At 70.4% G+C, this 23893-nt stretch carries 21 protein-coding genes; 11 read left to right on the plus strand and 10 right to left on the minus strand.

Features of this window, described 5'->3' with window-relative positions:
- Positions 1-112: 112 nt before the first annotated feature.
- The 4 genes from AB0H75_RS41765 to AB0H75_RS41780 all read left to right on the plus strand — a co-directional run bounded on the left by AB0H75_RS41765 (position 113) and on the right by AB0H75_RS41780 (position 5443).
- Positions 113-1612: an MFS transporter gene (locus AB0H75_RS41765; RefSeq protein ID WP_367805940.1), complete on the plus strand. Its 1500-nt coding sequence runs from the start codon at positions 113-115 to the stop codon at positions 1610-1612.
- A gap of 103 nt (positions 1613-1715) precedes the next feature.
- Entirely contained in the window at positions 1716-2555 is an 840-nt protein-coding gene (locus AB0H75_RS41770; RefSeq protein WP_367805942.1) for a helix-turn-helix domain-containing protein, read from the plus strand.
- 66 nt (positions 2556-2621) lie between these two features.
- The gene (locus AB0H75_RS41775) at positions 2622-3203 is read left to right on the plus strand and encodes a dihydrofolate reductase family protein (RefSeq protein WP_367805944.1); all 582 of its coding nucleotides are present in this window, start codon (positions 2622-2624) and stop codon (positions 3201-3203) included.
- Between the two features lie 560 nt (positions 3204-3763).
- Positions 3764-5443, plus strand: a complete 1680-nt coding sequence (locus AB0H75_RS41780; RefSeq protein WP_367805946.1) for an alpha/beta fold hydrolase — start codon at positions 3764-3766, stop codon at positions 5441-5443.
- Positions 5444-5669: 226 nt separating this feature from the next.
- Here AB0H75_RS41780 and AB0H75_RS41785 read toward each other — a convergent pair whose 3' ends face one another.
- Both AB0H75_RS41785 and AB0H75_RS41790 read right to left on the minus strand, forming a co-directional pair.
- Entirely contained in the window at positions 5670-8951 is a 3282-nt protein-coding gene (locus AB0H75_RS41785) for a BTAD domain-containing putative transcriptional regulator (protein ID WP_367805948.1), read from the minus strand.
- A gap of 555 nt (positions 8952-9506) precedes the next feature.
- The gene (locus AB0H75_RS41790) at positions 9507-10673 is read right to left on the minus strand and encodes a serine hydrolase domain-containing protein (RefSeq protein ID WP_367805950.1); all 1167 of its coding nucleotides are present in this window, start codon (positions 10671-10673) and stop codon (positions 9507-9509) included.
- Between the two features lie 435 nt (positions 10674-11108).
- Between AB0H75_RS41790 and AB0H75_RS41795 the strand changes: the two genes are divergently transcribed.
- Together AB0H75_RS41795 and AB0H75_RS41800 are read left to right on the plus strand one after the other, a co-directional pair.
- Positions 11109-11729, plus strand: coding sequence for an RNA polymerase sigma factor (locus tag AB0H75_RS41795; RefSeq protein WP_367805952.1), 621 nt, complete (start codon positions 11109-11111; stop codon positions 11727-11729).
- Entirely contained in the window at positions 11726-12892 is a 1167-nt protein-coding gene (locus tag AB0H75_RS41800; protein WP_367805954.1) for a CU044_5270 family protein, read from the plus strand. Before AB0H75_RS41795 ends, AB0H75_RS41800 begins: the two co-directional genes overlap by 4 nt.
- 197 nt (positions 12893-13089) lie before the next feature.
- Here AB0H75_RS41800 and AB0H75_RS41805 read toward each other — a convergent pair whose 3' ends face one another.
- Complete coding sequence (locus AB0H75_RS41805; RefSeq protein ID WP_367805956.1) at positions 13090-14058, minus strand: aldo/keto reductase; 969 nt, start codon at positions 14056-14058, stop codon at positions 13090-13092.
- A gap of 59 nt (positions 14059-14117) precedes the next feature.
- Here AB0H75_RS41805 and AB0H75_RS41810 point away from each other — a divergent pair, with 59 nt between their 5' ends.
- Positions 14118-14564 carry a MerR family transcriptional regulator gene (locus AB0H75_RS41810; RefSeq protein WP_367805958.1) on the plus strand — a complete coding sequence of 149 codons (447 nt, stop codon included), beginning with the start codon at positions 14118-14120 and terminating at the stop codon, positions 14562-14564.
- A gap of 290 nt (positions 14565-14854) precedes the next feature.
- On the opposite strand, the gene AB0H75_RS41815 is transcribed toward AB0H75_RS41810, so the two are convergent.
- Positions 14855-15271 (minus strand): RidA family protein, encoded by a 417-nt coding sequence (locus tag AB0H75_RS41815; RefSeq protein WP_367805960.1) that lies wholly within the window; start codon positions 15269-15271, stop codon positions 14855-14857.
- An 85-nt stretch (positions 15272-15356) separates the two neighbouring features.
- Here AB0H75_RS41815 and AB0H75_RS41820 point away from each other — a divergent pair, with 85 nt between their 5' ends.
- Positions 15357-15737: a winged helix-turn-helix transcriptional regulator gene (locus AB0H75_RS41820; RefSeq protein WP_367805962.1), complete on the plus strand. Its 381-nt coding sequence runs from the start codon at positions 15357-15359 to the stop codon at positions 15735-15737.
- Between the two features lie 402 nt (positions 15738-16139).
- Here AB0H75_RS41820 and AB0H75_RS41825 read toward each other — a convergent pair whose 3' ends face one another.
- Positions 16140-17717 carry a beta-N-acetylhexosaminidase gene (locus AB0H75_RS41825; RefSeq protein WP_367805964.1) on the minus strand — a complete coding sequence of 526 codons (1578 nt, stop codon included), beginning with the start codon at positions 17715-17717 and terminating at the stop codon, positions 16140-16142.
- Positions 17718-17997: 280 nt separating this feature from the next.
- Here AB0H75_RS41825 and AB0H75_RS41830 point away from each other — a divergent pair, with 280 nt between their 5' ends.
- A complete protein-coding gene (locus tag AB0H75_RS41830; protein ID WP_367805966.1) occupies positions 17998-18294 on the plus strand; it encodes a hypothetical protein in 297 nt (98 codons plus the stop codon).
- A 277-nt stretch (positions 18295-18571) separates the two neighbouring features.
- Here AB0H75_RS41830 and AB0H75_RS41835 read toward each other — a convergent pair whose 3' ends face one another.
- From AB0H75_RS41835 to AB0H75_RS41855, 5 genes are all read right to left on the minus strand, one after another.
- Positions 18572-19057, minus strand: a complete 486-nt coding sequence (locus AB0H75_RS41835) for a carboxymuconolactone decarboxylase family protein (protein WP_367805968.1) — start codon at positions 19055-19057, stop codon at positions 18572-18574.
- A 66-nt stretch (positions 19058-19123) separates the two neighbouring features.
- Positions 19124-20017 carry an RNA polymerase sigma-70 factor gene (locus tag AB0H75_RS41840; RefSeq protein WP_367805970.1) on the minus strand — a complete coding sequence of 298 codons (894 nt, stop codon included), beginning with the start codon at positions 20015-20017 and terminating at the stop codon, positions 19124-19126.
- Positions 20018-20038: 21 nt separating this feature from the next.
- A complete protein-coding gene (locus AB0H75_RS41845) occupies positions 20039-21379 on the minus strand; it encodes an FAD-binding oxidoreductase (RefSeq protein WP_367805972.1) in 1341 nt (446 codons plus the stop codon).
- A gap of 707 nt (positions 21380-22086) precedes the next feature.
- Positions 22087-22500 carry a nuclear transport factor 2 family protein gene (locus tag AB0H75_RS41850; protein WP_367805974.1) on the minus strand — a complete coding sequence of 138 codons (414 nt, stop codon included), beginning with the start codon at positions 22498-22500 and terminating at the stop codon, positions 22087-22089.
- A gap of 44 nt (positions 22501-22544) precedes the next feature.
- Positions 22545-22988 carry a MarR family winged helix-turn-helix transcriptional regulator gene (locus tag AB0H75_RS41855; RefSeq protein WP_367805976.1) on the minus strand — a complete coding sequence of 148 codons (444 nt, stop codon included), beginning with the start codon at positions 22986-22988 and terminating at the stop codon, positions 22545-22547.
- 108 nt (positions 22989-23096) lie between these two features.
- Here AB0H75_RS41855 and AB0H75_RS41860 point away from each other — a divergent pair, with 108 nt between their 5' ends.
- Positions 23097-23597: a MarR family winged helix-turn-helix transcriptional regulator gene (locus tag AB0H75_RS41860; protein ID WP_367805978.1), complete on the plus strand. Its 501-nt coding sequence runs from the start codon at positions 23097-23099 to the stop codon at positions 23595-23597.
- 32 nt (positions 23598-23629) lie between these two features.
- Positions 23630-23893: hypothetical protein (locus AB0H75_RS41865; protein ID WP_367805980.1), on the plus strand; the 264-nt coding region annotated here is incomplete at its 3' end.

A 23893-nucleotide genomic window follows, 5' to 3' on the forward strand; every position in this document is an offset into this window, starting at 1 on the left:
GAGCCCGGGCGCCGCTCACCCCAGCGCTCTGAAGGGGTGTGCCAACAAATGTCCGCCGATCCCGGTGCAGCCATGACAGGCCACTGGAACAGGACAGATGAAAGGCACACCCATGTCCACAGATCGGCTCCCGGCTCGCAGCCGCCGGCTGGGATGGAGCCTCGCGCTGCTCGCGCTCGGGCACCTGATCATTAGTCTCGACTTCACCATCATCTATGTAGCTCTGCCCGACATCGCCACCGATGTCGGCTTCACGCCGCACACCCTGCAGTGGGTGGTCACCGCGTACGCCGTCGTTTACGGAGGTTTCCTGCTGTTCGGCGGCCGGTTGTCCGACCTGATGGGGCGCCGGCGGATGTTCGTGCTCGGCATGGTGCTGTACGGCGCGGCCTCCGCGCTGGGCGGCCTGGCCACGGTGCCGGCGGTACTGCTCGCCGCTCGCGCCACGCAGGGCCTCGCCGGCGCGGTGTTGTTCCCGGCCGTGCTGGCCCTGGTCAACACCACCTTCGCCGAAGGCAGGGAGCGCAACCGCGCGCTGACGGTCTGGGCCATGGCGGGCGCCGGCGGGCTCACCGCGGGCGCGCTGGCCGGCGGGGTGCTCACCCAGGCGCTGGGCTGGCAGGCCGCGTTCTACGTCAACGTCCCGCTGGCCGTCGCCGGTGCCGCCGCCGCCTTCGCCCTGCTGCCCGCCGACGGCGGCGTCACCAGGGGAGGCATCGACGTGCCCGGGGCCCTGACCGGCACGGCGGGCGTCACGCTGCTGATCTTCGCGGTCGCGCACGGCTCCGAGGTCGGCTGGGCGCGGGCCGAGGTGATCGTCGCGGCGGTTCTCGCGGTGGTCCTGCTGGCCACGTTCCTGGGCATCCAGGCCCGCAGCAGGACGCCGCTGATGCCGCTACGGCTGTTCCGCAACCGCGCGCTGAGCGCGGCGGTCATGGTCATCCTCGTCTTCGGGCTGGCGACGCAGGCGGTGCCGTACTTCCTGACCCTCTACTTCCAGGACGTCCTCGGCTTCAACGCGCTGGAGACCGGGCTGGCGTTCCTGGGCCCGACCCTGTCGATCACGGCCGGCAATTTCCTCGGCGAGCGGCTGATCCACCGCTTCGGCACCCGGAACACGCTGGTCGCCGGCATCGTCGTCAACGCCGTGGGCGCCGCGCTCCTGGCCCCCGGCATGGACGCGGACGGGTCATTCCTCACCGTCCTGGCCGGGGTCGTCGTCGTCGGGCTGGGCATGGGCCTCACCTATGAGGCCATGTGGATCGCCGCCGGCACCGGCGTCCGGGCGGACGAGCAGGGCCTGGCCTCCGGGGTGGCCTCCACCGCGCTGCAGGTGGGGACCGCGGTGGGGCTGGCGGTCCTGGTGGCCGTCGCCAACCACGGCATCGGCGGGCTGGCCGGGCAGGCCCTGCGCGCGGCCTCCGCCGAGGGGATGCGCACCGCCGTGTTCGTCATGGGCGCCGTCGTGCTGACGGCCGTCCTGGCCGCCTTCCGGCTCCCCGGCCCGCGCGCCGAGGGCATCGAGGGCATCGGAGCAGCCGGGGCAGCCGGCAGCGCCGGGGCCGCACCTCAGCCCGACCCCGACGCCGCCGACCTGCGCTCCGCCGGGTGACGGCGTTCCCGGCCCCGCTGGTCACTCCGTCCCGGCGGGGCCGGGACTTCCCGGCGTCGGCCTTCACGCCGGTGTGACGCCTCACGTCGGCGATACTGTGGGCGTGGAGTACGTGTCCAGAGTGCCGCGACCGCCGCTGGACGAGCTGATCGACGACCTTTACTACCTGGAGGGCGAGCCGCCGTACGCCCGGCTGACGCTGCCGCCGGGGCCGTCGGCGTTGCTCATCGTCAACCTCGGGGCGCCGTTCCGCATCCGCGCCGGCACCGACATCGAGACGGCCGAGTACGCCGACGGCTGCGTGATCACCATGCCCACCCGCGCGTCGGAGTTCGGCTACCCGCCCCGGACCCGGTCCGTCGGCGTGCACTTCAAGCCGTGGGGGCCGGCGCCGTTCCTGCCGATGCCCGCGGCCGAGCTGTGTGACCGGCCGGTGACGATGGAGCAGGTCTGGGGCCGGCCCGCCATTGCCGAGCTGCGCGATCGGCTGGCCACGGCGGACGGACCGCACGAGATGCTGACGCTGTTGGAGGAGGAGCTGAGGCGACGGTTGCGCGAGACCGCCGGCCTGGGGCTGGTCCGCCATACGAGCGGCGTCATCGCGGCGACCCGCGGGGCGGTGGCGATCGGCGACCTGAGCGTGGCGGCCGGGGTCAGCAGCACCCATCTGGCGCGGCGGTTCAAGGAGCTCATCGGCGTCACGCCGAAGCGGCTGGCCCGCGCCCACCGCTTCGCCGCCACCGTGTTCGCGATGGACCCCGCCGGGCCGATCGACTGGAGCGACCTCGCCGGTGGCGCGGGCTACTTCGACCAGGCCCACTTCGGCCACGAGTTCCGGGCGTTCACCGGGCTCACGCCGACCCGGTACGTCGAGGTCCGGCGGCGGTTCCTGCGCGAGCATCCCGGCCACGCCCTGGACGGCTGGCCGCTGCCGGCCGATTGATTTCTTACAAGAGCGGCAGCTCACCACACGCTAATTTGAGGGCACCCCGAAGCAGAGGAGAGCCCCGTGGGCAAGGTGGTCATGTACGGCTCGGTGTCGGTGGACGGCTTCGTCGCGGACGAGAACGACCAGCCCGGCCCGCTGTTCGACTGGTTGTCCGGCGGTGACGTACCGCTGGACGAGAGCGGCGAGCTGAAGGTGTCGCAGACGTCCTACGACTACGTCCGGCCGTACTGGGACGAGATCGGGGTGACGGTCGTCGGCCGCCACGTCTTCGACCTGACGGACGGCTGGGACGGGAAGCCTCCGGGCGGCATCGACCACGTGGTCGTCGTGTCGCACCGGCCGATGCCCGACGGCTGGGACCCCGAGGCGCCGTTTCACTTCGTCGACGGGGTCGAGGCGGCCGTGGCCAAGGCGCAGGAGCTCGCGGGTGGGCGCGTGGTCGAGGTCGCCGCCGGCGACGTCGGTGGCCAGGTGCTTGCCGCGGGCCTGGTCGACGAGGTGCGCATGGACGTCGTACCCGTCGTGTTCGGGTCCGGCAAGCGTTACTTCGGGTCGGTCCGCGCGCAGCACCTGCTGGAGGATCCCGACGTGGTGATCCAGGGCGACCGGGTGCTTCACCTGCGCTACCGGGTGCGCCGTTGACCGGTCTGAGCGGGTACGCCTGCCACCGGGGCAGGCCGGCGTGGTCGGGGTCGCCCGTGGCGGCGAACGTGCTCCAGTAGCGGATCATCCGCGCCGACAGGTGTCGCTGGGAGTACGTGCGCTACCGCTGCCGGCCTCGGGCCGATCTCCGCTGTGACCGCGATGTGGCGATCTTATGGCGGCAGACGGCAGGTTGAGTTCCCATGAGCCCGGGAGAAGGTTGTCGTGAAGATCGAGGTCGGCGAGGTCGCAGCCTTCAGGGCCAGGTCGGATGGCACTGCCCCGAGGTGGGGCCAGGCCCAGGGTGGGGTGCGCGGCCAGGCGGGTACGTGAACGCGACCCGCGCATGGAGGCGCGCGTCGATGGGTTCGACCACCGCACCGTCCGCGATGCGCCGAGGGCGTTCATCACGCTCGGCCTGCGTGATGGCCTGACCTGGAGTTCTGTCCGGCTGTGCCGATCGCGGTTCCGTCGCGGCGAGCGGGCCTGCGAAACCGGCCCGCTGGTGGCAGGGGCAGGCCGAGCCGGAATCGACGCCGCCTTCGGCACAAGGGAGACGCATGAGCATGCGTGCTCTCGGCGCCGCCGTCAAGATCGTCGGCCGCCGGACGGCCCGTCGGTATCTCCCCATCGGGATCGTCGCATCCGCCTTGGCAGCCTTCGTCCGCGCAGGTGGAAGGCCGAGTCCGCGAGCGCGAAAAACACCTTACAGAAGGGAAGACCATGCGAAAAACGTGCTCCGGGCGCTTTTTGCGGGTCTGGTATTAGCGGGATCGATGACCGGAACGTCCGAAGCGACCTCGCCCGCCTCCGTCGCGTGGGCGGCTTGTGGTGAGTACGGCGGCGAGTGCGCCACCATCAAGGTGCCTCTCGACTACGCCGATCCGTCCGGGCCGACGCTCGACCTGGCGATCGGCCGGTTGAAGGCGCTCAATCCCGCCAAACGCATCGGAGTGCTCGTCGTGCATCCCGGTGGTCCGGGCGCCTCGGGCATCAACCCGTTCATCCTGGGCAACGCCATCCCCGCCGAAAGCGCGCTTCGCCAGTACTTCGACCTGGTGAGCCTGGATCCGCGCGGGGTGGGCCGCAGCAGCCCGATCCAGTGCTCCGTCGACGTGCTGGATCAGATGCCGGCGACCTACCCGGCCGACGAGGCCGAGTACCAGACCTGGGTGGCCTACAACGCCAAGCTGTCGAAGGACTGCCGGGAGCACAGCGGCGCGATCTTCGATCACGTCGACACCACCAGCGCCACCCGCGACGTGGACAGCCTGCGCGCCGCGCTCGGCGAGCGGAAGATCAGCTTTTTCGCGATCTCCTACGGCACCCAGGTCGGCCAGCAGTACGCCGAGCTGTTTCCCGGCCGGCTCCGGGCCCTGGCGATCGACTCGAACATGGACCACAGCATGACCTCGGCCTTGCGCTACCTCCAGACCACGACCGAGGATTTCGAGGGCTCCTTCCGGGCCTTCGCCCAGTGGTGCGGCACGACCGCCGCCTGCCCGCTGCACGGCAGGGACGTCAGCGCCGTGTGGGACAGCCTGCATGACAAGGCCGCCGCGGGCACCCTCACGGACCCCGGGAGCGGGCTGCCCATCCAGGCCGAGCAGTTGCGCGTGCAGCTTTTTGACGCCATGCAGGACCCGGCGGGCGACTGGTTCGCCATCGCCGCGTACCTGAAGGGGCTGGCGGACGGCCAGGCCGCGCCGGCCCCCGCGAAGGCCGCCACCGCGACGGGCGAGAGCGCGAACTACGCCTATCCGGTCATCTGGTGCTCGGACTGGAAGTGGCAGGTCAGCGGCTTCAAGCAGCTGGACGATTACCGCAAGCGCCTCGAAGCGACGGCACCGCACACCAAGCTCTCGCCGTTCTGGTCCGATGTGATCTCCTGCCTGGGCTGGCAGGGCGAGGTCACCAACCCGCAGCACCGCCTCGACGTGTCCGGCGCGCCGCCCGTTCTGCTGCCCAAGAGCCGCTACGACGTCGGCACCCCGGCGGCCTGGAACTACGCGGTCGCCACGCAGCTGCCGAAGACCAGAGTCCTCGAATACACCGGCGTGGGCCACGGCCAGTACCGCAACAGCCTCTGCGCCCGCGAGCACATCGAGAAGTACCTGACCAGCCTGGTGCTGCCGCCCGCCGGCACGCGCTGCGCACCCGAGTACCCCTCGCAGCCGGCCACCGCCCTGAAGGCGGGCGAGCCGAACCCGCTCTCGGTGACCGGCCGCCCGCTGCACTGAGCCGGTTCTCACCACGTCGCCGCCGGTCTCCGCCAGGGAGGCCGGCGGCGACGCGGTGGCGGCCTCGCTCGCGCCGCGGAACGGGCTCGGGATGCCGACGACTGGAGCGGGCCCCGCCCGCACCCCTGCCGGTCACCTCACGACGCGCGGCGGCTGACCGGCTGATTCGCTCGACCACCCCTACGCCTTTCCCTCATGAGAGCGGAACCGCCGCATGGTCCGCTTCTCACTCCTCGCCGTCGGAGTGGCGCTGGGGCCGGCTGTACCGCTTGATCAGGGCGGCCACCTCATCCGACTCCGGACAGGAGGTGGCGTCGAGCAGTTCCAGGGCGTTCCGCCACGCCGCGAGGGCGGCGAGCGTGTCACCGGCCTCGTGGTGGAGGTCTCCCAGGGCGCGCAGCGCCAGGCCGTGGCGGCGAGGAAGGCCGATGGCCTGGCAGATCGCCACGACGTCGGCCAGCATGAGAGCGGCTTCCCGGTGGCGGCGCAGCCGGCGCGACACTCCGGCCTGCTCGAAGAGGACGAGGGCCTGGCCGTGGTGGTCACCGAGGTCGCGGTAGATGTCGCGGGCCTGCCGGAGCAAGTCCTGCGCAGCGGCGAGGTCATGCTGCTCCCGCCGGGCCTTGGCCAGGGCCAGGGCCGCGTACGCCATGCCGCGGGGAAAGCCGATCGCGCCGAGCTGTTGCAGGGCCAGGCGGAAGCATGCCTCCGCGTCCGCATGGCGGCCGCGTGCGAGCTCGATCTCACCGAGGACGATCCGGCTGAACTCGCGCGCCCGCGTCTCGCCCAGATCGTCGGCAGCCTGCACCGCCCACCGGATGTACCGGCCGGCCAGCTCCAGCCGGCCGCGGGAGAAGTGGATGCGGCCGATCCCGCGCAGGACAGCGGTCTCGCTGCCCCGGTCGCCGGCCTGCGCCAGCCCGTCGGCCGCCTGCTCGAAGCAGCCCAGCGCCTCGCCGTCGCGGCCCTGCAGGCGGTGGAGCTCGGCCAGGTTGACCAGGGCCAGCGCGTGCCCGTGCCGGTCACCGGTCCGGTCGAACAGCGCCGCCGCCCGCTCGAACGCCTCCCGGCTGCGGCACAGCTCGTCCTGGGCCAGGTGAAGCCTGCCGAGCCCGTTGAGCATGATCGCCTGACCGCGTACGTCGCCCGCCGCCCGGGCGTGGCGTAGCGCGACCTCGTGAGTGGTGCGCCACTCGTCGTGGAGGCTGCGGGTCTCGAACAAGTGCAGCGCGGTGGAGGCCAGCTCCCAGCACAGCTCGCCGGCGCCCAGGGCCGCGCTCTGGCGTACGGCGGCGACGATGCCCGCACGCTCCGCGTCGGCCCAGCCGAGCGGGTCTTCGCCGACGTGTCCGTCCAGGACCGGCGCTTCCGGTGACCAGAGCGGACCGGGGCCGCGCGAGCGGCGGAAATCGCCGCCGCACAGCCTGATGTGGGCCTCGCGGGCCAGGGCCAGCCAGGCGTGCAGGGCGCGGCGAAGGGCGCGGTCGCGTTCCTCCTCGGGCTCGTCGGCTGCGGCGCGCTCGCACGCGTAGACGCGGGTCAGATCATGGAAGCGGTAACGGACCCGGTCAGCAGGGCCGTCCCGGGTCACGTCGAGGAGGCGTACGTCCACGAGCTGTTCGAGGAGGTCCTCCGCCTCGGTGGAGGGCCGGTCGAGCAGCGCGGCGGCCACCCAGGCCGCCCAATCGGGTGCCTCCAGCATGCCGAGCAGCCGGAACAGCCGTCTCGCGGGAGCGGTCAGCCCTTGGTAGCCGACTGCCAGACTGGCGCGAACCCCCTGGGAGCCGTGGGAGAGCTCGCTCAGCAGGGTGCGGGTGTCGCTCAACCGCGTGACCAGCTGGGACAGAGCCCAATGTGGGCGCGCGGCGAGCCTGGCGCCCGCGATGCGCATCGCCAGGGGAAGCCCGCCGCACAGATGGATGAGCCGGCCGGTGTCTTCGGGTGCTTCGGCGGCGCGATCCGTGCCGATCAGGTGGCGCAGCAGGTCGAGTGACTCACCCGGCGGCATCACGGGCAGGTCGATCGACAGGGCAGCGGGCAGGGCGGTCAACCGGTGCCGAGCGGTGACGAGCACCCCGCACTCGGGCGTGCCCGGCAGCAGCGGCTGAACCTGTGCCTCGTCAGCGGCGTCGTCGAGCACCACCAGGTAGCGGCCGCTTGCGAGGATGGCCCGATACAGCTCTGCCCGCTCGTCCAGCCCTGCGGGCACCGCCGCGTCGTCCACGCCGAGCGCGCGGAGGAACCGGCCCAGCGCCGCCTCCGGATCGACAGGATGGGCGCTGCCGCCGCGCAGGGTGACATACAGCTGCCCGTCTGGGAAGTCATCCCGCACCAGATGAGCAACGTGCACGGCGAACGTGGACTTACCGACACCTCCCTGACCCGAGACCACGCACAATCTCGGGGCTTTGGGAACGCCCCTGGGGCGCAGGGCCTCCACCGCCGCCGCCGCCTCACCCCGCCGTCCGACGAAATCGGCGATGTCCGGCGGCAACTGGCAGACACCACCTCCTCGTCCCGACCGGACGAGCAGACCGCCGCCCACGCTCCCGCCCTGCACCGGGCCCGGGTCGCCGGTGACCTCCGGAGGCCGACGGGTAGCAGCCCTTGTCCCGCCGTCGCCGAGCCGGTCCTGCGTGTGCCACTCCCCCAGCCGGGCCAGGGTGACCAGGTTGTCGTCAGGCTGCCGGGCATCCTGCACGGCGACGAGGAGATCCCTCTCCTTGATCGCGGCCGGACCGTCAGGGGTTCGCACCAGCAGTGCGGGCTCGGACGCCGGAACAGCGCCCGCCAGAACAGCGGCGTTGAGCTGCTGGAGCTCCTCGGCCGGCTCCACACCCAACTCGTCGACGAGCACCGATCGAGCCCGTCGAAAGCACTCAAGGGCCTTGTCGCGTCGTCCCGCTCGCGCATACGCCAGCATCAGCAGCCGCCACCCGCGCTCATTCAGCGGCTGCTCGGCGATGAACAGGTGAAGATCCTCGATCACTTCTCCGGGCCGGCCGAGAGCGAGCTTTATCTCGGCCCAGTCGAGTCTCGCGATGGCGAGCCGCTCGTTCAGCTCGGTCACCTGGTGCAGCAGCGAGCCCGTGAGCCAGGTGCCTTCTGCGGGCTTTCCACGCCACAGCGAAAGGGCTTTGCGGAACTGCTGATCAGCGAGGTGCAACGCCTTCCGGGCGGCGTGGCTGCGAGCCGCGCGAAGCGCCTCTTCGAACTGCAGGAGATCCACTTCTCCGACGTCGGCCGTGAGTAGATACCCCATCTCCTTGGTGAGCAGCCGCGTGCCGAATGACGCTGTCCTGCGTAGCTGGGCGATGTAGGTCTGGAGATTCTTCACGGCCGAGGGAGGAGGGTCGTCCCATATCGCCTCCACCAGCCGTCCCTTGGACACCAGGGCGTTGACGTTGAACGCGAGCGCCGCGAGCACCGCGCGCTGCTTGCCACTGAGACGAACGGACCGCCCTTCGGCCCCGCACAACCGCACCGGTCCCAGCACCTTGATCTGCACTACACGTTGTTCCTTTCCAGCGATCGCTTGCAGGTGCGCTCTCCCGATGGCGTGAAGGCGCCGGTGACCATACGACGTTGCCGCTCCCGTGGTCGGCGATGGTGTTGTTGCGGATCACCATCGGGCCACCGTCGCCGTCGCTCTGCGGGCCGATGCCGTCGTGGAGGTAGGTGTTCGTCCACGTCGACGGCCGTCCCGGCAAGCCGGTCACCATGATCAGGCCGGCGTTGCCCCGGATGTCGTTGTGGTCCATGACGGCGACGGCTTCCTTCATCGTCGTCATGAGCTGCCACGACTTGTCGTACGGCGTGCCCGGCTCGGTGTGCGACGACGACACCGTGCCGTCATTGGGCCGCGCGTGCAGCCGCGCCGCCGCCGTAGGGGTGACGGCGGCCTGCTGGACCGTCTCCGTGCCGGCCGCTAACTGCCGATACCGCGCCGACGAACCGGCTTCTCTTGTTCGCCTGGTGTCGTGCCATAGTTCTTCTTCACCTCGGATCGAGGATTACAAATACGGCAAAACGCCTCGCCCAGCCCGGGACGGAGCCTGGAGGATCATGATCTGCAGAACACCGCCTCGGCCGCCTTGTTGATGTCCGGGCCCACGGCGGCCATGGCGTCGTGGTTCGGGATCTTCAGCGTGGTGGACACGGCGAACTGCAGACGGCCGTCCGGCGAGGTGAAGGTCACGGTGTAAGCCCCGGGGACGCTGCCGGCAACCGGCCGCAGTTCCGGCTTGCCGCCACACAGGACCGGCGGCCGCTGCCGTTGCGCCTGCTGTTGCGCCTGCTGTTGCGCGGACGGGGCCGGCCGCCCGGAGATGACGCCCTGCAGGTTCGCAGGCAGCAGCTTGCCCTGGGTGAACGCGCGGTGGAAGGCGCTGATGTCGTGCGCGGTCGAGATCGCCCCTTCGGCGCCCCAGCTCGTGGGGTTGAGCCGGTCGACATCGCGCGGTTTCCCCTTGGAGCCGGGAACGTAGCCGTGCCCGTGCGGTCCCTTGATGCCGTCGCCGATCTTGGTAGCCAGGTAGGTGTCGTCCATTCCGAGGGGGATGAACAGCCGGCGGGCGAACTCGGTGGCCCGGCTGTGGCCGGTCACCCTTTCGATGATCATGCTGAGAAGGACGTAGTTGGTGGTGGAGTAGAGGTACTCTCCCACCTCCCCCCGGCGCGGCACGCTCCGCGAGGCCTTCACCAGGTCGGCCAGGCTGTATTTGGTGGTGAAGTCGTAGACGTCGAACTTCCCGCTGGCGATGAAGTCGGGGATGCCCGAGGTGTGCTGGATCAGCTGCCGTACGGTGATCTCGTCGGCCCGGTCGACCAGATCCTGCTGGGCCGTCTCCGGCAGGACGTCGCTGAGCTTGTCGTCCAGCCCGAGCTTGCCCTCCTTGACCAGTTGCAGCGCCACCGTGGCGGTCATCACCTTGGTCTGCGACCCGATCCGGTAGCGGGCGTTGGAGGGGATGCGTCCGCCCTTGCCGTCGAGCAGGCGCGAGCCCGCCGAGCCATGTCCCACCCGCTTGCCGTCGACGTACACCTCGCCGATGGCGCCCACCACCCCTGCGTTCTTCGCCAGGGCCTCGATCGCCCGCTGAACGTTTCCCAGCTTGACGGGTCGGTCGGCGGCGCCCTCGCCGGTGGTGGCGGCCGCCGGGGACGCCACGCCCAGCGCGAGCACCGCGCACACCGATCCGGCCAGACCGGCACTCCATACACGTCTCATTATCGGCCCCTTCCGTGGACAACGGATCAAGTTCTAGCCCGGCCGGCGTTTCCTCTCTGTTTGCACCACGGGGTTTGCACCACGGGAAAGTGACCGAAGCCCCACCAGCCCGACCCATCGGGCGGCGCCGGTCGCTACTCCCGCACCACGCTGCCGACGACCGTGGCCCTCATCCTGGGTGTCCGGCCGTACGCGACCCGGGACCGGACACGATTGAACTCCGCTCATCTGCCGCGGGGTGGAGCCGAGGACCTCGTCGATGGGCCGATCGACGTTGCAGGCGAGGAGAATCACCCCGCGCACCGAACACCGCGTCGGCGTGCTCCTGGCACAGCGGCCGTGCCCGGCGCCGCCCCCTCCGGGGATCGGGGGAAGGCGACAGCGGCCTTCGGACAACAAGTGGTGACCGCTGTACCGCCGACGACAAGGTTGTGTATGAAGGAGCGAGACATGCCAGCTCCCCGGAGCGTCGTACCACCGTGGCCGGACGACGCCACGGTGATCAGGCGGTCCTGGGACGAGCCCGACTGTTTCGGCGCCGTCTTCGACGCCCACTACACGGAGATCCACCGGTACGCCTCACAGCGGCTCGGCCCGCACGCGGCCGACGACATCTGCGCCGAGACCTTCGCCCTCGCTTTTCGTCAACGTCGTCGCTACGACCTGAGCCGCGGCAGCGCCCGGCCGTGGCTCTACGGCATCGCGACCAACGTCATCAGCCGTCACCGGCGCGATGAGGTCCGCCTCCTACGCGCCGTGAACCGGCTCCGCCCGGTGTCGGAGTCCGCCGGCGGCCATGAGGACGCGGTGACCGCGAAGGTGAGCGCCGAAAGGCTCCAAGGGGCGCTGGCCGAGGCCGTCGCCGCTCTCCCCGCCGATCAACGTGACGTGCTGCTGCTGGTGGCGCTGTCGGGGCTCAGCTACGAAGAGGCGGCGCAAGCTCTGGACGTGCCTTTCGGCACGGTCTCCTCACGGCTGAACCGGGCTCGCAAGAAACTACGCAAGGCGCTGGGTGGGACCAATCCCCTGCTCGATGAGAAGGACATGCATCGATGAACGACCTGGACCTCGTACGCGGACTGTACGACGATGACCCACCCCCGCCCACCCGCGAGGCGATGGCCCAGGCCCGGGCGCGGATGTTGAGCCAGACCGGCACCGTGCGCCGCCGCCCCCGCCGCGCTTGGCGCCTGCCCCTCGGCCTGGTGGCCGCCACGATGGTCGCGTCCGTGGTGGCGGGCATGGCGCTCATCGCCCACGACCCCGCAGAACCGAAGAAGCCGGGAGCGGCGAACAAGGGCGTGGACCCTTCTCCTCAGGCTCTCACTCCCCGCGGCATGATGCTGGCCGCCGCCTCCCAGGCCGAACAGCAGCCACAGGGCCGCTACTGGTTCACGCACCAGCGGACCGGCCTGCCGTTGCTCGCGCTCGGACGGACGGGCGGCTACGTCGTGGAAGAACGCGCGGACACCTTCGAGTGGGTGGGACGCACCCGTGAAGACGGCCGGGCGTTCTACGGCCGCGACCTCGGGGGCGAACCCCAGACCGACGCTGACATCAAGGACTGGCGCGATGCGGGCTCACCTCGGAGTTGGCAGGTGCGCTCGTCGGGAACAACGCGGACGATCAGCATCAAGCCGGGCGACTGGATTGCGGATCAGAAAAAGCCTCCAGGTGGCGCCTTCACCATTCCAGGCGTCGGCTCGTTCACTTACGCGGAGCTCCAGAATCTTCCCGCCGAGCCAGAGGAATTGCGCGAACTGTTGTGCGAGGGCAGAGTCAGGCTCACGTCGGAAGTGGCCGAGCAACTGCGCCGCGGCGGCGTCACCGCGGCGCACAAGAGCTGCGACAGCGCATCCGGCGTACTCGACAAGGTCTTCTTCACCCTGACAAGCACGCCGGTCCCTCCCAAGGTGCGGGCCGGTCTCATGCGCCTGCTCACCGACTATCCAGGTGTGCGCCGGCTCGGTGCCGTTGCCGACCCGCTCGGCCGCCCCGGTATCGCTCTCGCGGCCTCGTACAAGAGCCGCGACGGCCGGGGGACACTTCAACGCGACCTGATCTTCGACCAGCGGACCGGCAAGGTGCTGGGCAGCAGGGACATCCTCAAGAAACCCGGCCCCGACAGTCAGTCCTGGCAAGCCCCCGGCAGGATTCTCGGGTATTGGCTGATCGTGGACTCGGGCTGGGCCGACACCAGGCCCAAGCTGCCCGACTAGACATGATCAGTTCCAGGCCGTCCGTCGAGCTCGGAACCAGGTGAGGGCTCGGTGGTTCGATGGGCGCGGGCCGGCACATCCTCGGTGTCGGCCGCGTCAGCCACCGCCCGGCAGGCCGGCGCCACCTGGGCAGGGCGGACGGCGCGTCATGGTGCGCCGTCTTCTGACGCCTCCGACGCGCCTCCGCACGCGGGCGGTCACCAGGCGTATGCCTCGGGGGCCGGGCCGGGGCCGGGGAAGATCTCGTCCAGGCGGGCCAGCTCGCTCGCGCCGAGGCGGAGATCCAGGGCGTGGAGGGAGCGGTCGAGCTGGTCCAGCGTACGCGGGCCGATGATCGGGCCGGTGACGCCGGGCTGGTGGAGCAGCCAGGCCAGGGCGACATCGGCCGGAGGGTGGCCGATCTCGTCGCAGAACAGCTCGTAGGCCGCCACCCGCTCCCGGTTGGCCGCCAGCCGCTTGGCGGTGAGGTCCGAGCCCGAGGCGCGTCCGGTGTGGGTCTTGCGCAGGATGCCACCGAGGATGCCGCCGTACAGCGGGGACCAGGGGATCACGCCGAGGCCGTACTCGCGCGCGGCCGGCAGCACCTCCAGCTCCGCGGTGCGTTCAGCGAGGTTGTACAGCGACTGCTCGCTCACCAGGCCCAGCGAGTGCCGTCGCTTGGCGGCCTCGTTGGCCTGGGCGATGTGCCAGCCGGCGAAGTTGGAGGAGCCGACGTACAAGATCTTGCCCTGGTCCACCAGGAGGTCCATGGCCTGCCAGAACTCCTCCCACGGCGTGTTCCTGTCGACGTGGTGAGCCTGGTAGAGATCGATGTGGTCGGTACGCAGCCGGCGCAGGCTGTCCTCGACCTGCCGGCGGATGTGCAGCGCCGACAGGCCGCGAGTGTTCGGCCCCTCCCCCATCGGCTCGTACACCTTGGTGGCCAGGACGATGTCGTCGCGGCGCCGGCTCTTGGCCAGCCAGCGTCCGATGATCTGCTCGGTCCAGCCCTCGCCGAGGCGCCAGCCGTAGATGTTGGCGGTGTCGAAGAAGTTGATGCCGAGGTCGAGAGCACGGTCCATGATCGCGTGACTGGTGTCCTCGGGAGTGTCCGGCCCGAAGTTCATCGTGCCGAGCACGAGCCGGGAGACCTGCAGGCCGCTGCGGCCGAGATGCGTGTACTGCATGGGAGCGACGCTAAAGTTTTACATCGGTTGGAACGTCAAGCTGATATGGGGCAGATCACATGCTCATCGGCGAGCTGGCGCGCCGCAGCTCGGTCAGTACCCGGCTGCTGCGCTACTACGAAGCACAGGGCCTGCTCACCTCGGTCCGGCTGGCCAACGGGTACCGCGACTACGCCGACGACGCCCCCATGATCGTCGCGCAGATCCGTGGCCTGCTCGCCGCGGGGCTGTCCACCGAGGTCATCCGCGAGCTGCTGCCGTGCGCCGCGGGCAAGCAGCCACGGCTGACCAGTTGCCCGGATCTGGTCGGCATCTTGCAGGAGACCCTCCGGGACATCGACGAGCGCATGGAGGTGCTGGGCCGCAACCGTCAGGCGCTGATCCGCTACCTCGACGCCGCCGGAGCCGGCCAGACCCAGCCCTCCACCGCCGCCTCCCCCAGCGGCAGCCGCCGCCACACAGTGCCCGTACGGTGGAGACGCGGCAGAAGGCCCAGCGGGGTATGACCGCGAAGCCCAGGTCGGCGATGCGCCGGGGTTCCGCGTGATCCACGCCGGGCCGGGCGCGGCGTGGACGCCGAGGCGCTGGGTCCGGCGACCACCGCGCCCACCCGTACTACACCTCCCGTTACCCGTCACCGCACCGACCGAATCCGGCCCCGACCGCAGCCTCACCGTGTACGACCCGGAGCCCCGCCTCGCCTGTGACGGATCCTGACGGGGCCGAGCCGCGCCGCCGGTGCCGCCGCCACGGGTGGCGAGGCCCCGGCGAGGTCCCGGCGGTGCCGCCGGCCGGTTCAGTCGACGATCGCGGTGACCTCGGCCTCGACGAGGATGCCGGGCTCAAAGAGGATGTCGACCCCGATCAGCGCGGCCGGCGGCGTGGCGAGGTCGAACTCGCGCGCCGCCTGCTCGACGCCCGCGATGAACGCGTCGTACATCTCCCTCTTCCAGCCCGCGGCGTACCACGTGAAGCGCACGACGTCATGGAATGTCGCCCCCGCCGCGTCGAGCGCCCTGGCGACGTTGCGGTAGACCTGGGCGACCTGCCCGGTCAGGTCGCCGGGCGCCACCAGCTCGCCGTTCTCGTCCCAGGCCACCTGGCCGGCAAGGTGGACGTGCCTGCTTCCCGTCGCCACCGCGACGTGGTGGTAGATCGGCACGCGGACGTGCCCCTCGGGGTTGATGAGCGTGACCGTCATGATCTGTTCCATCCTTACTCTCTTGCGGTTACTGGGAAACTGTAGGAGAGTGTCCGCTGACGTGGAAGAACGCACTTTTCAGTGACTGGGGAACCTGATGGTGAGCAAAGAGCTCAGCAACCTGTCCAGCGAGACGGACCTGCGGCGCGCCGACTCCCTGGCGCGGGAGATCTTCTCGGACGTCGCCAACAAGTGGGCGTTGCTGATCATCGAGGCTCTCGGCGAGCGCACCCTGCGTTTCAGCGAGCTGCGTGTCGAGGTCGAGGGCATCAGCCACAAGATGCTCACCCAGAATCTGCGCATGCTGGAGCGCAACGGCCTGGCTGAGCGGAAGGTGCACCCCACGGTGCCGCCGCGGGTCGAATACACCCTCACCGAGCCTGGTCAGGCCCTGCGCGCCACGGTGGACCTGATCTGCGGCTGGACCCACGAGTACTTCAGTCACATCGAAGCCGCCCGCCGCCGCTTCGGCACCTGAGGACATCGAGCGGCCGTGCCCCGCGAGCGCACGCCGCGCCGTCCGGACCTGCGGCACGCCCGAACCGGACGAGACCCAGCGGCCATGACGGCGTCCGACCTCGAAGAGGGAGGCGGCGGCTGAGGCGAGCAGCAGCTCCGGATCATGCCACACGGTCACCAGCGCAAGCGGCATGGGACCGTCGCTGAATCGAGCCTCCCCCGTCCAGGAGAACGCGAGCCCGGCGCGCGGTCGAGGCGTGACCGATCGGATCAGCGGCGGACGTGGTAGCGGAGGTGGGTGGCCTCCGGTGTGTCGGCCACCCGGACGACGTCCAGCTCCACCCGCGACGACGGCAACACGTCGAACAACCCCCGGCCACCGCCGAACAGGTGGCGAGACCTACCTGGCCGCCCCCGCAGGTCACGAGCCCGGCGGCCAGGCGACCTGGGTGGATCGGTAGTAGTTGACGCCCATCACCCGCCACCGGGGCCCCTGGGCGCCGAGGCGCTCGCCGAACGACGTCCAGTCGTGCGTGCTCTGCGGGGACCAGCCCAGTTCGGCGAGCGCGGGCAGGCGGGGGAAGGCCATGAACTCGATGTCGGCGGAGGTTCTGATGGTCTCGCTCCACAGCGGGGCTTCCACGCCCAGCACCCGGTCGGCGGGCAGGCCCGTCAGGAAGGAGCCGGGGTCCCAGCCGTAGGCGTCCTGGACCTCGATGAGCCCGGCCCAGGTGAGGCCGAGCGGGGTGTCGGGGTTGTACTTCATGTCGAGGTACGCGCGGCTGGCCGGCGACATGATGACCTTCCTGCCCGCGGCGGCCACCTGGTCCGCCGTACGGGTGGTGCCCCAGTACTGGGCGACGGTGTCCGGCAGCGTCGCGGCCTTGACGATGTCGTGCCAGCCCACCACGGTCTTGCCGTGCCGGGCCACTACGGCCTGCGCCCGCTCCATGAACATCCGGTAGTCCGCCGGCTGGGTGGAGGCCGCCTCGTCCCCGCCGATGTGCAGGTACGGCCCCGGCGTGAGCGCGGCCAGTTCGCCGAGCACCTGGTCGATGAAGGCGTAGGTGATCTCCTTGGACACGCACAGGGAGCTGAAGCCGACCCTGGTGCCGGTGTAGGGCGGCGGGGCGACGCCGTCGCAGTTCAGCTCGGCGTAGGAGGCGAGGGCGGCGTTGGTGTGTCCCGGCATGTCGATCTCGGGGACGACCGTGATGTGCCGGGCGGCGGCGTAGGCGATGATCTCCCGGTACTCGGCCTTGGTGTAGTAGCCGCCGGGGTCGCCGCCGACGGCGGTGCCACCCCCGAAGGTGGCCAGCCGCGGCCAGCTGTCGATGGCGATCCGCCACCCCTGGTCATCGGTCAGGTGGAGGTGCAGGTGGTTGATCTTGTAGAGGGCGATCTGGTCGATGTACCGCTTGACCGCGGGCACCGGGAAGAAGTGGCGGGCCACGTCGAGCATCGCGCCGCGGTAGCCGTACCGGGGCCGGTCCACGATCCGCCCGCCGGGCACCGGCCACGGCCCAGAGCGCACGGTGGGGCTCTCGGCCGCGTACGGCAGGAGCTGCCGCAACGTCTGGACGCCGTAGAACAGCCCCGCCGGGCCGTTGGCGCTGATCCGGACACCCGAGGCGGCCACGTCGAGCCGGTAGGCCTCCTCGCCACCGGGCACGTGGCCCAGCCGGAGCGTGATCCCGTGCGGCCGCGGCCTGGACACCAGCGGAATCCGGTAGCCGGTGGACCTGCGCAACTGTTGGGCGAGCAGGTCTCCGACCGCGCGGACGTCGGAGTGGACGGTGGTGGCCGGGGTGATGTGGTACTCCACGCCCTTGGCGGGAACCGCGCTGACCGGCGCCGGCACCACGGAGCCGAAGGAGACGGCCGGAGCCGCTTCGGTGGGTGTGGCGAGCGTGGTGGCGGTGGCCGAGGCCGGGCCCGAGGCGGCGACCGAGGCCGCCAGAAGTGTCAGAACCAGAGCCGCCGCGCCGAGAAGCTTCATGCCGCCTCCAGTTGGGGTGGGGGCCTTGAATGTAAACAAACTTTGCTATTCACGCCAGACCGTGGCCGGACAGGACGAGACAGGACAGGCGGGGCGGGGCCGGGCGGAACGCGGCGGCGAGGGATTCCATGATCGCGATCCGGACGGATGTGAGAATGTGAGAATGTGAGAAATCGGTGTGGAAAATCCACTACCGATCGGTGACGGATGCCCTTGGGCGGCGCCGGGCGGCTACCTAGCGTGTGGAGCGAACCGCCCCACAGCCCGAGGAGGGAACCCCGTGCCACTCATCAGGCGTTGCGCCGTCGTCGCGCTGGTCGCGGCGACCCTCGCCGGTTCGCCGGCCCTCGGCGGGACTGCCCACGCCGCCGGCTCCTACACCTGTTTCGCGGGCAGTCTCACCCCGCAGGCCGACGGTTCCCACATCTCGGCCAACCCCTGCGACGGCTGGGGCGGCGTCGATGTCGTCGTCGTGCTCCAGTTCGGCCCATACGCGGGCACCTACCGCTGCGGCAGCGCCTTCTCCTGGAACGGCTACCTCGGAGCGGACGGTTGCAGTCCGGCGCCGACCCCGTGAGACCGAACTCTCCATCCCATCGGGCACGACTGTGGTCGACCGCACCGCCGTCGACGACGAGCAGGCCGCACTCGACCAATTCCTCGATTGGCGACGCCCGCCTGATCCGGGCCGCAATCACCTTGATGCGGTGCCACCGGAACACGGCAGAAACGGGCCGCCATATCCGAGTGGGTCAGTCAGCCTCGACGGTGGGGAGCGCAGCGTTCTTGCCGGCGGATGTGCGCGGGTCGGCCCAGATCACTCGATCTGGACCGGGCTGCGATGTGCCTGCCGGCTAATTCGCCAGGTTGGTGAACTGGCCGGGCTGGTAGGAGCCTCCCGGATTGCGGACGATCACGTTGAGCCGGTTGTTGGCGTTGATCATGGCGATCAGGGAGACCAGGGCGGCGATCTGGTCGTCGTCGTAGTGCTGGCGTACCTTCGCCCATGTCTCGTCAGACACGCCGGGGTGGGCGTCGGCGATCCGGGTGCCCTCCTCGGTGAGGGCCAGTGCAGCCCGCTCGGCGTCGGTGAACACCGTCGACTCGCGCCAGGCGGCCGTCAGGTGGAGCCGGACGGGATCCTCGCCGGCTGCGGTGGCGTCCTTGGTGTGGTAGTCCACGCAGAATCCGCAGCCATTGATCTGGCTGGCACGCAGCATCACCAGGTCCTGGGTGGCCTGCGGCAGTGACGACTGGGCAATGGCCAGGGCGACGTTGTAGATCCGCTTGGCGATCTTGGCGCCGAGGGGATTGGCCATCAGGTCGAAACGGGGTTCCATCACTTCGTCCTTTACGGGTGGAGTGGTGTACCACGCGAGTCATTCGCGTGGGCGTCTGAAGAGAGCTCAGCGGCTTACCGTGGTCTCCCGCTCGACGCGCGACAGCTTCTCGGGATTGCGTACGGCATACAGCCCCGTGATGAGGCCGTCGTCGATGCGCACCGCGATGACGGTGTCGATCTCGCCATCGACGCGGAGAAGCAGAGCCGGATGGCCGTTGATCTGTGCCAGTTGCAGTGCCCCGGCGCCGTACCGGGCCAGCCCGGCGGCCAGGGGGGCGACGTGGCTGGCGCCGACGATGGGTGACAGGGCGGCCTGTACGGCTCCGCCGCCGTCACCCAGGAAGACGACGTCGGGTGCGAGGATGGTGAGCAGGCTCTGCAGGTCGCCGGTCTGGGCTGCTCGTTGGAAGGCTTCGAGCGCGTTGCGGATCTCGGCCTGGGAGACGCCTCCGCGCGGTCGGCGCGCGGCGACGTGGGACCGTGCCCGGTGGGCGATCTGGCGGACCGCGGCCTGGCTCTTGTCCACGGCTTCGGCGATCTCGTCGTAGCCCAGGGCGAACACCTCGCGCAGCACGAACACCGCCCGCTCGGTCGGCGTGAGGGTCTCGAACACCAGCAGCATCGCCATGGAGACGCTGTCCGCCAGCTCGATGTCCTCGGCCACGTCGGGTGAGGTCAGCAGCGGCTCGGGCAACCACGGCCCGAGGTAGGACTCCTTGCGCCGGCCGAGCGTACGCAACCGCATCAGCGCCTGACGTGTCACCATCCGAACCAGGTAGGCACGTTTGTCCTGTACGGCGTCGAGATCGACGCTCACCCACTTCAGCCAGGTCTCCTGCAGGACGTCCTCGGCGTCGGCCGCCGAGCCGAGCATCTCGTAGGCCACGGTGAACAGCAGATTCCGGTGGGCGACGAATCCCTCGGTGGCCGAGTCCATCCGCTCGGTGTACTCACTCATGGTCGGCTCCCGCCAGATGGGTTACTGAGGTCGGACGTTGTGGTTACGGGAGAACAGGTTGCCGGGGTCGTAACGGCGCTTGACCGCCGCGAGCCGCCGGTAGGTCCGCGGCGGGTAGATCGCGGCCACGTCTTCCTGGGTGGCGGCGGTGAGGAAGTTGGCGTAGGCCCCGCTGACCTGGGGTGCCAGTCTTTCCCAGATCGCCTCCAGGGCCGGACGGGCGGCCTCGACGAGCGGCTCCGGCCCCGCCGTGATGGTCACGAACATCAGCTCCGCCTGGCGGTGGGCGTAAGCGGTGGCATCGCCCGGGACCCGGGAGACCGCGCCGCCCACGCTGCGTACCGCGATGAACGGTGATCCCGGTGATGCCCCGGCCTCGGCGAGAATCCCGAGGACCGGGCGCACCGATCCAGCCTCGACGAACGCGCTGCGGGTGAGCAGGCGGACGCCGGGCGGCGCGGCCTGGCCCTGAACGAGGATGTCCGCGTAGGGCTGGAGCGTGACGCTGTCGCTCACCACCGTTCCCAGAGCGCGAATCGGGTCGATGGCCTTCGCGGCCGACTCCGGGTCATCGCCGTCGAAGGCGACCTGGATCTCCACCGGCGCGTCGGGGCCGCCCGCGAAGGGGCTGGCGAAGCTCACGATGGAGGTCAGCTCTTCCGGAGCGGTTCGCAGGTAAGCCGCCCAGCCCTGGAGCACCCCGGCCAGTTCCGCGGCCGGGAAGGTGATCACGCCGTAGAAGACGTCGGTCGTCGGGTGCGCCGCGAACTCGAAGGCGGTCACGACGCCGAAGTTGCCGCCGCCCCCGCGAAGCGCCCAGAACAGCTCCGCGTTCTCCTCGGCGCCGGCCCGCAGCACCTCGCCGGTGGCGGTGACGACCTCGGCGGCGAGCAGGTTGTCCAGGGCCAGGCCGTACTTCCTGACCTTCCAGCCGATGCCGCCACCCAACGTCAGCCCGCCGACGCCCACGCTCCTGGTGTCACCCGAGGAGATCGCCAGGCCCTGCGGGGCCAGGGCCTCCGCGACCTGACCCCACGTGGCGCCGCCGCCGATCCGTACGACGTGACGTTCCTTGTCGATGACCACGACGTCCGTAAGCTTGCCGAGGTCGATCACGACGCCGTCGTCGTTGGTGCCGAAACCCGCGAAGGCGTGACCACCGCCACGCACCGACAGCACCAGATCTGCGTCGGCGGCGAACCGGACACCGGCTTGGACGTCCGCGACGCTCGCCGGCCGAAGCACGTAGGCCGGGCTACCGGAGACCAGCATCGAGCGGCTGGCCCCGTCATAGCCGGTCGTGCCGGGCTCGATGATGTCGCCGCCGAAGTCCCTGCGCAGGGTTACCAAGGGTGCCTTCATGAAGTTCCTTCCGCACACCGGCCTTGTTGCCGATCGAGCAGAAGATGCCGGCGACCCGGTCCTTGTGACAGCGCATCCACGTGACCTGCGCCACACCCTCGTGGTCGGGCAGGACAAGGGCGGTTCGTCCTGCGCGAAGATCAGGGAGCCGTGCATCGGCTCGCCGGGGTGGTGCGTACAGGGCGGCGGCCCTGCCCGGAACGTTCCACGACCTCCCCTCGTGTTCGAGACCGAGGTCGTAAGGCCAGGCCGCGGGTGTTGGAATGCAGCCCACCGGCGCCGATCACCAGGGCGAACGTGCGCCGGGTGCCGCTGGAGTAGGCCCATACGTTCTCCGACGTCGCGGGCGGTGCCGCGGATGTCGATGGCGTACCCTCCCCCGCACAGGTGGGCGGCCTTCTCCACGATGGTGACCTCGAAGCCGTACCGGTCCAGCCAGTAGGCGAGGGACGGGCCGGCCGATGCCGGCACCGGATCCCGCGGGTGGGACCGACAACCAGGTGCTGGCCGTCATGCCCCGCCTCGCGCGGCTGGGCAACGCCATCAGTCGCGGCCGCCTGACCGAGCACGCCATGAAGGCCGCCCGCCTGGATCGCCGAGTTCGGCAGCGGGCCGCCGCCACGGGCGGGCTGTCCGCGCGACGTGTTCTCGAAGCCGTTCTCGGCGCGATCCTGATGCCCTCCTGGGTGTGCCCGGCCTCGCGGAGATCAGTTCTCGCGGGTCCAGGCGGGCGTGATCCGCACCTCGCGCAGACGCCAGCCTGCCGGCGTCCGGGCTGCGGTGTAGTGCTGTCGCAGGCCGCCGGTGAAGTGCGGCGCCTGGCCGGCGCGGTAGTAGTACACGATCGAGTTCGCCGAGACGGCCGCCTGGTCGCCGTCGAGGTCCACCAGGAGGTCGGTGGTCGTGTGCTGGGTCTCCTGCCCCTCGACCTCGCTCCGGCGCATGAAGTCGACGACCTTGTCGATCCCGTGGAGTTCGCCCCCGCGGGGCGAGTGCACGGCCACATCGTCGGCGAAGACGGTGTCCGCGTCCTGCCATCGTTTCTCGTCGAGCAGGAGCGCGAAGCGGGTGAGCAGGTCGGCGATCTCGATACGGTCGGCGATCAGGGTGTGCGTGGGCATGACTTCCTCTTTCGTGCCGGGTGGCGGTTGCGGGGATGAAGGGTTCAGGGGGTGGCCAGCACCGCGTTGGCCCTGGCCAGGACGGTGTTCAGGACGCGGCCCGCGGTAGCCAGGTCTTCGGCCGGCAGGTCGCTCCACAGTCCCTGGGCGATCGGGCCGATCGCGGCGCGGACCTGCGTCCAGCGCCTGTGTCCTTCGTCGGTGACCTGGACGCGGCCCTCGCCGCCGTCGCGCAGGAACCCCGCGGCGGTCAGCTCGGCAATGCGTTCGGCCACCGACGCCTGGCTGAACTGGGTGGCGCGGCTGACCCGTTGGACGAGCTCGGCCCGGTCGACGGTCCCGCCGCCGACCTCGGTCAGCGTGAGGGTCACCCACTGGGGCTCGGTGATGCCGGTCCCGGCGAGCTGCCGGTCAAGGATCGCGTTGAGCGCCTTCTCGGTCTGGCCGATGAGCGCGGTGCCGAAGGGCTGGGCGGCTGCGGTCGTCACGATGATCTTCCAATCTGTTTCAGTTGCTAACGTTTATATCACTAACGTTTATGCCACGAACGAATCTACATCGTTAGCCCGACTAACGCAACCGGTAGAATCAGCGCCATGAGCAGCAGAGCCGAAGCCGGCGACATGACGCACCACGGCGAGACGAAGACGCCGGACAGACTGCGCCGACGGGCCAGCCGCCTGCTGTCAGGCATGACCGCGCAGTCGGACCGGCTGATCAACGAGGGACTGGCCCAGGCCGACGCCCGCAAGTGGCACTACGCCGTGCTGGCCTCGCTGCACGAGCACGGCCCGGGCAGCCAGGCGGAGCTGAGCCGGCGCACCGGCATCTACCGCAGCGACATGGTCGGCGTTCTCAACGAACTGGCCGAGCGCGACCTCATCGGCCGGACACCGGACCCCGACGACCGCCGCCGCAACATCATCACGATCACCGCCCAGGGCCGCCGGCACCTGCGCCGCCTCGACAAGGTCCTGGACGACCTCCACGACGAGCTGCTGGCCCCGCTGACCCCTGCCGAACGCGACCAGTTCGTGCACCTGCTCACCCGCTTGCTGGACCACCACACCCAGGAGGTGCCGCACTCGCCGATCTGACGCCGGGGCCCACCAGCCGCAACGATCGGGGTGTGACACAGGCACCTCATGCCGGACACGCGCCTGGCCTCGCCGGCGCGCTCGCGCCGGGAGCCACCGACGGCTCCGGCTTCCAGGCGAGCGGGCCGAGCGGCGACACCGCCCTGTCGCCCGGCTGCGCCTGCGCCTGCGCGCCCGCGGGCTTCGCCACCGTCCGGAGGATGACGGAAAACGGTTCCGCGCTGCGGCTGGAGTTCTGGGGCGACACGGTCGAGGAGGTCCGCTGGTTCAAGGTGGCCGACCAGCGCTCGCTGGAG

Source organism: Nonomuraea sp. NPDC050783, assembly GCF_040802095.1.
GTDB lineage: Bacteria > Actinomycetota > Actinomycetes > Streptosporangiales > Streptosporangiaceae > Nonomuraea.

Coding starts and splice junctions, on each gene's coding strand:
- AB0H75_RS41850 (WP_367805974.1), bottom strand. CDS start 22,500: ATGCCCACGCACACCCTGATCGCCGACCGTATCGAGATCGCCGACCTG.
- AB0H75_RS41805 (WP_367805956.1), bottom strand. CDS start 14,058: ATGCAGTACACGCATCTCGGCCGCAGCGGCCTGCAGGTCTCCCGGCTC.
- AB0H75_RS41810 (WP_367805958.1), top strand. CDS start 14,118: ATGCTCATCGGCGAGCTGGCGCGCCGCAGCTCGGTCAGTACCCGGCTG.
- AB0H75_RS41780 (WP_367805946.1), top strand. CDS start 3,764: ATGAGCATGCGTGCTCTCGGCGCCGCCGTCAAGATCGTCGGCCGCCGG.
- AB0H75_RS41815 (WP_367805960.1), bottom strand. CDS start 15,271: ATGGAACAGATCATGACGGTCACGCTCATCAACCCCGAGGGGCACGTC.
- AB0H75_RS41795 (WP_367805952.1), top strand. CDS start 11,109: ATGAAGGAGCGAGACATGCCAGCTCCCCGGAGCGTCGTACCACCGTGG.
- AB0H75_RS41820 (WP_367805962.1), top strand. CDS start 15,357: ATGGTGAGCAAAGAGCTCAGCAACCTGTCCAGCGAGACGGACCTGCGG.
- AB0H75_RS41765 (WP_367805940.1), top strand. CDS start 113: ATGTCCACAGATCGGCTCCCGGCTCGCAGCCGCCGGCTGGGATGGAGC.
- AB0H75_RS41840 (WP_367805970.1), bottom strand. CDS start 20,017: ATGAGTGAGTACACCGAGCGGATGGACTCGGCCACCGAGGGATTCGTC.
- AB0H75_RS41835 (WP_367805968.1), bottom strand. CDS start 19,057: ATGGAACCCCGTTTCGACCTGATGGCCAATCCCCTCGGCGCCAAGATC.
- AB0H75_RS41845 (WP_367805972.1), bottom strand. CDS start 21,379: ATGAAGGCACCCTTGGTAACCCTGCGCAGGGACTTCGGCGGCGACATC.
- AB0H75_RS41860 (WP_367805978.1), top strand. CDS start 23,097: ATGAGCAGCAGAGCCGAAGCCGGCGACATGACGCACCACGGCGAGACG.
- AB0H75_RS41825 (WP_367805964.1), bottom strand. CDS start 17,717: ATGAAGCTTCTCGGCGCGGCGGCTCTGGTTCTGACACTTCTGGCGGCC.
- AB0H75_RS41800 (WP_367805954.1), top strand. CDS start 11,726: ATGAACGACCTGGACCTCGTACGCGGACTGTACGACGATGACCCACCC.
- AB0H75_RS41790 (WP_367805950.1), bottom strand. CDS start 10,673: ATGAGACGTGTATGGAGTGCCGGTCTGGCCGGATCGGTGTGCGCGGTG.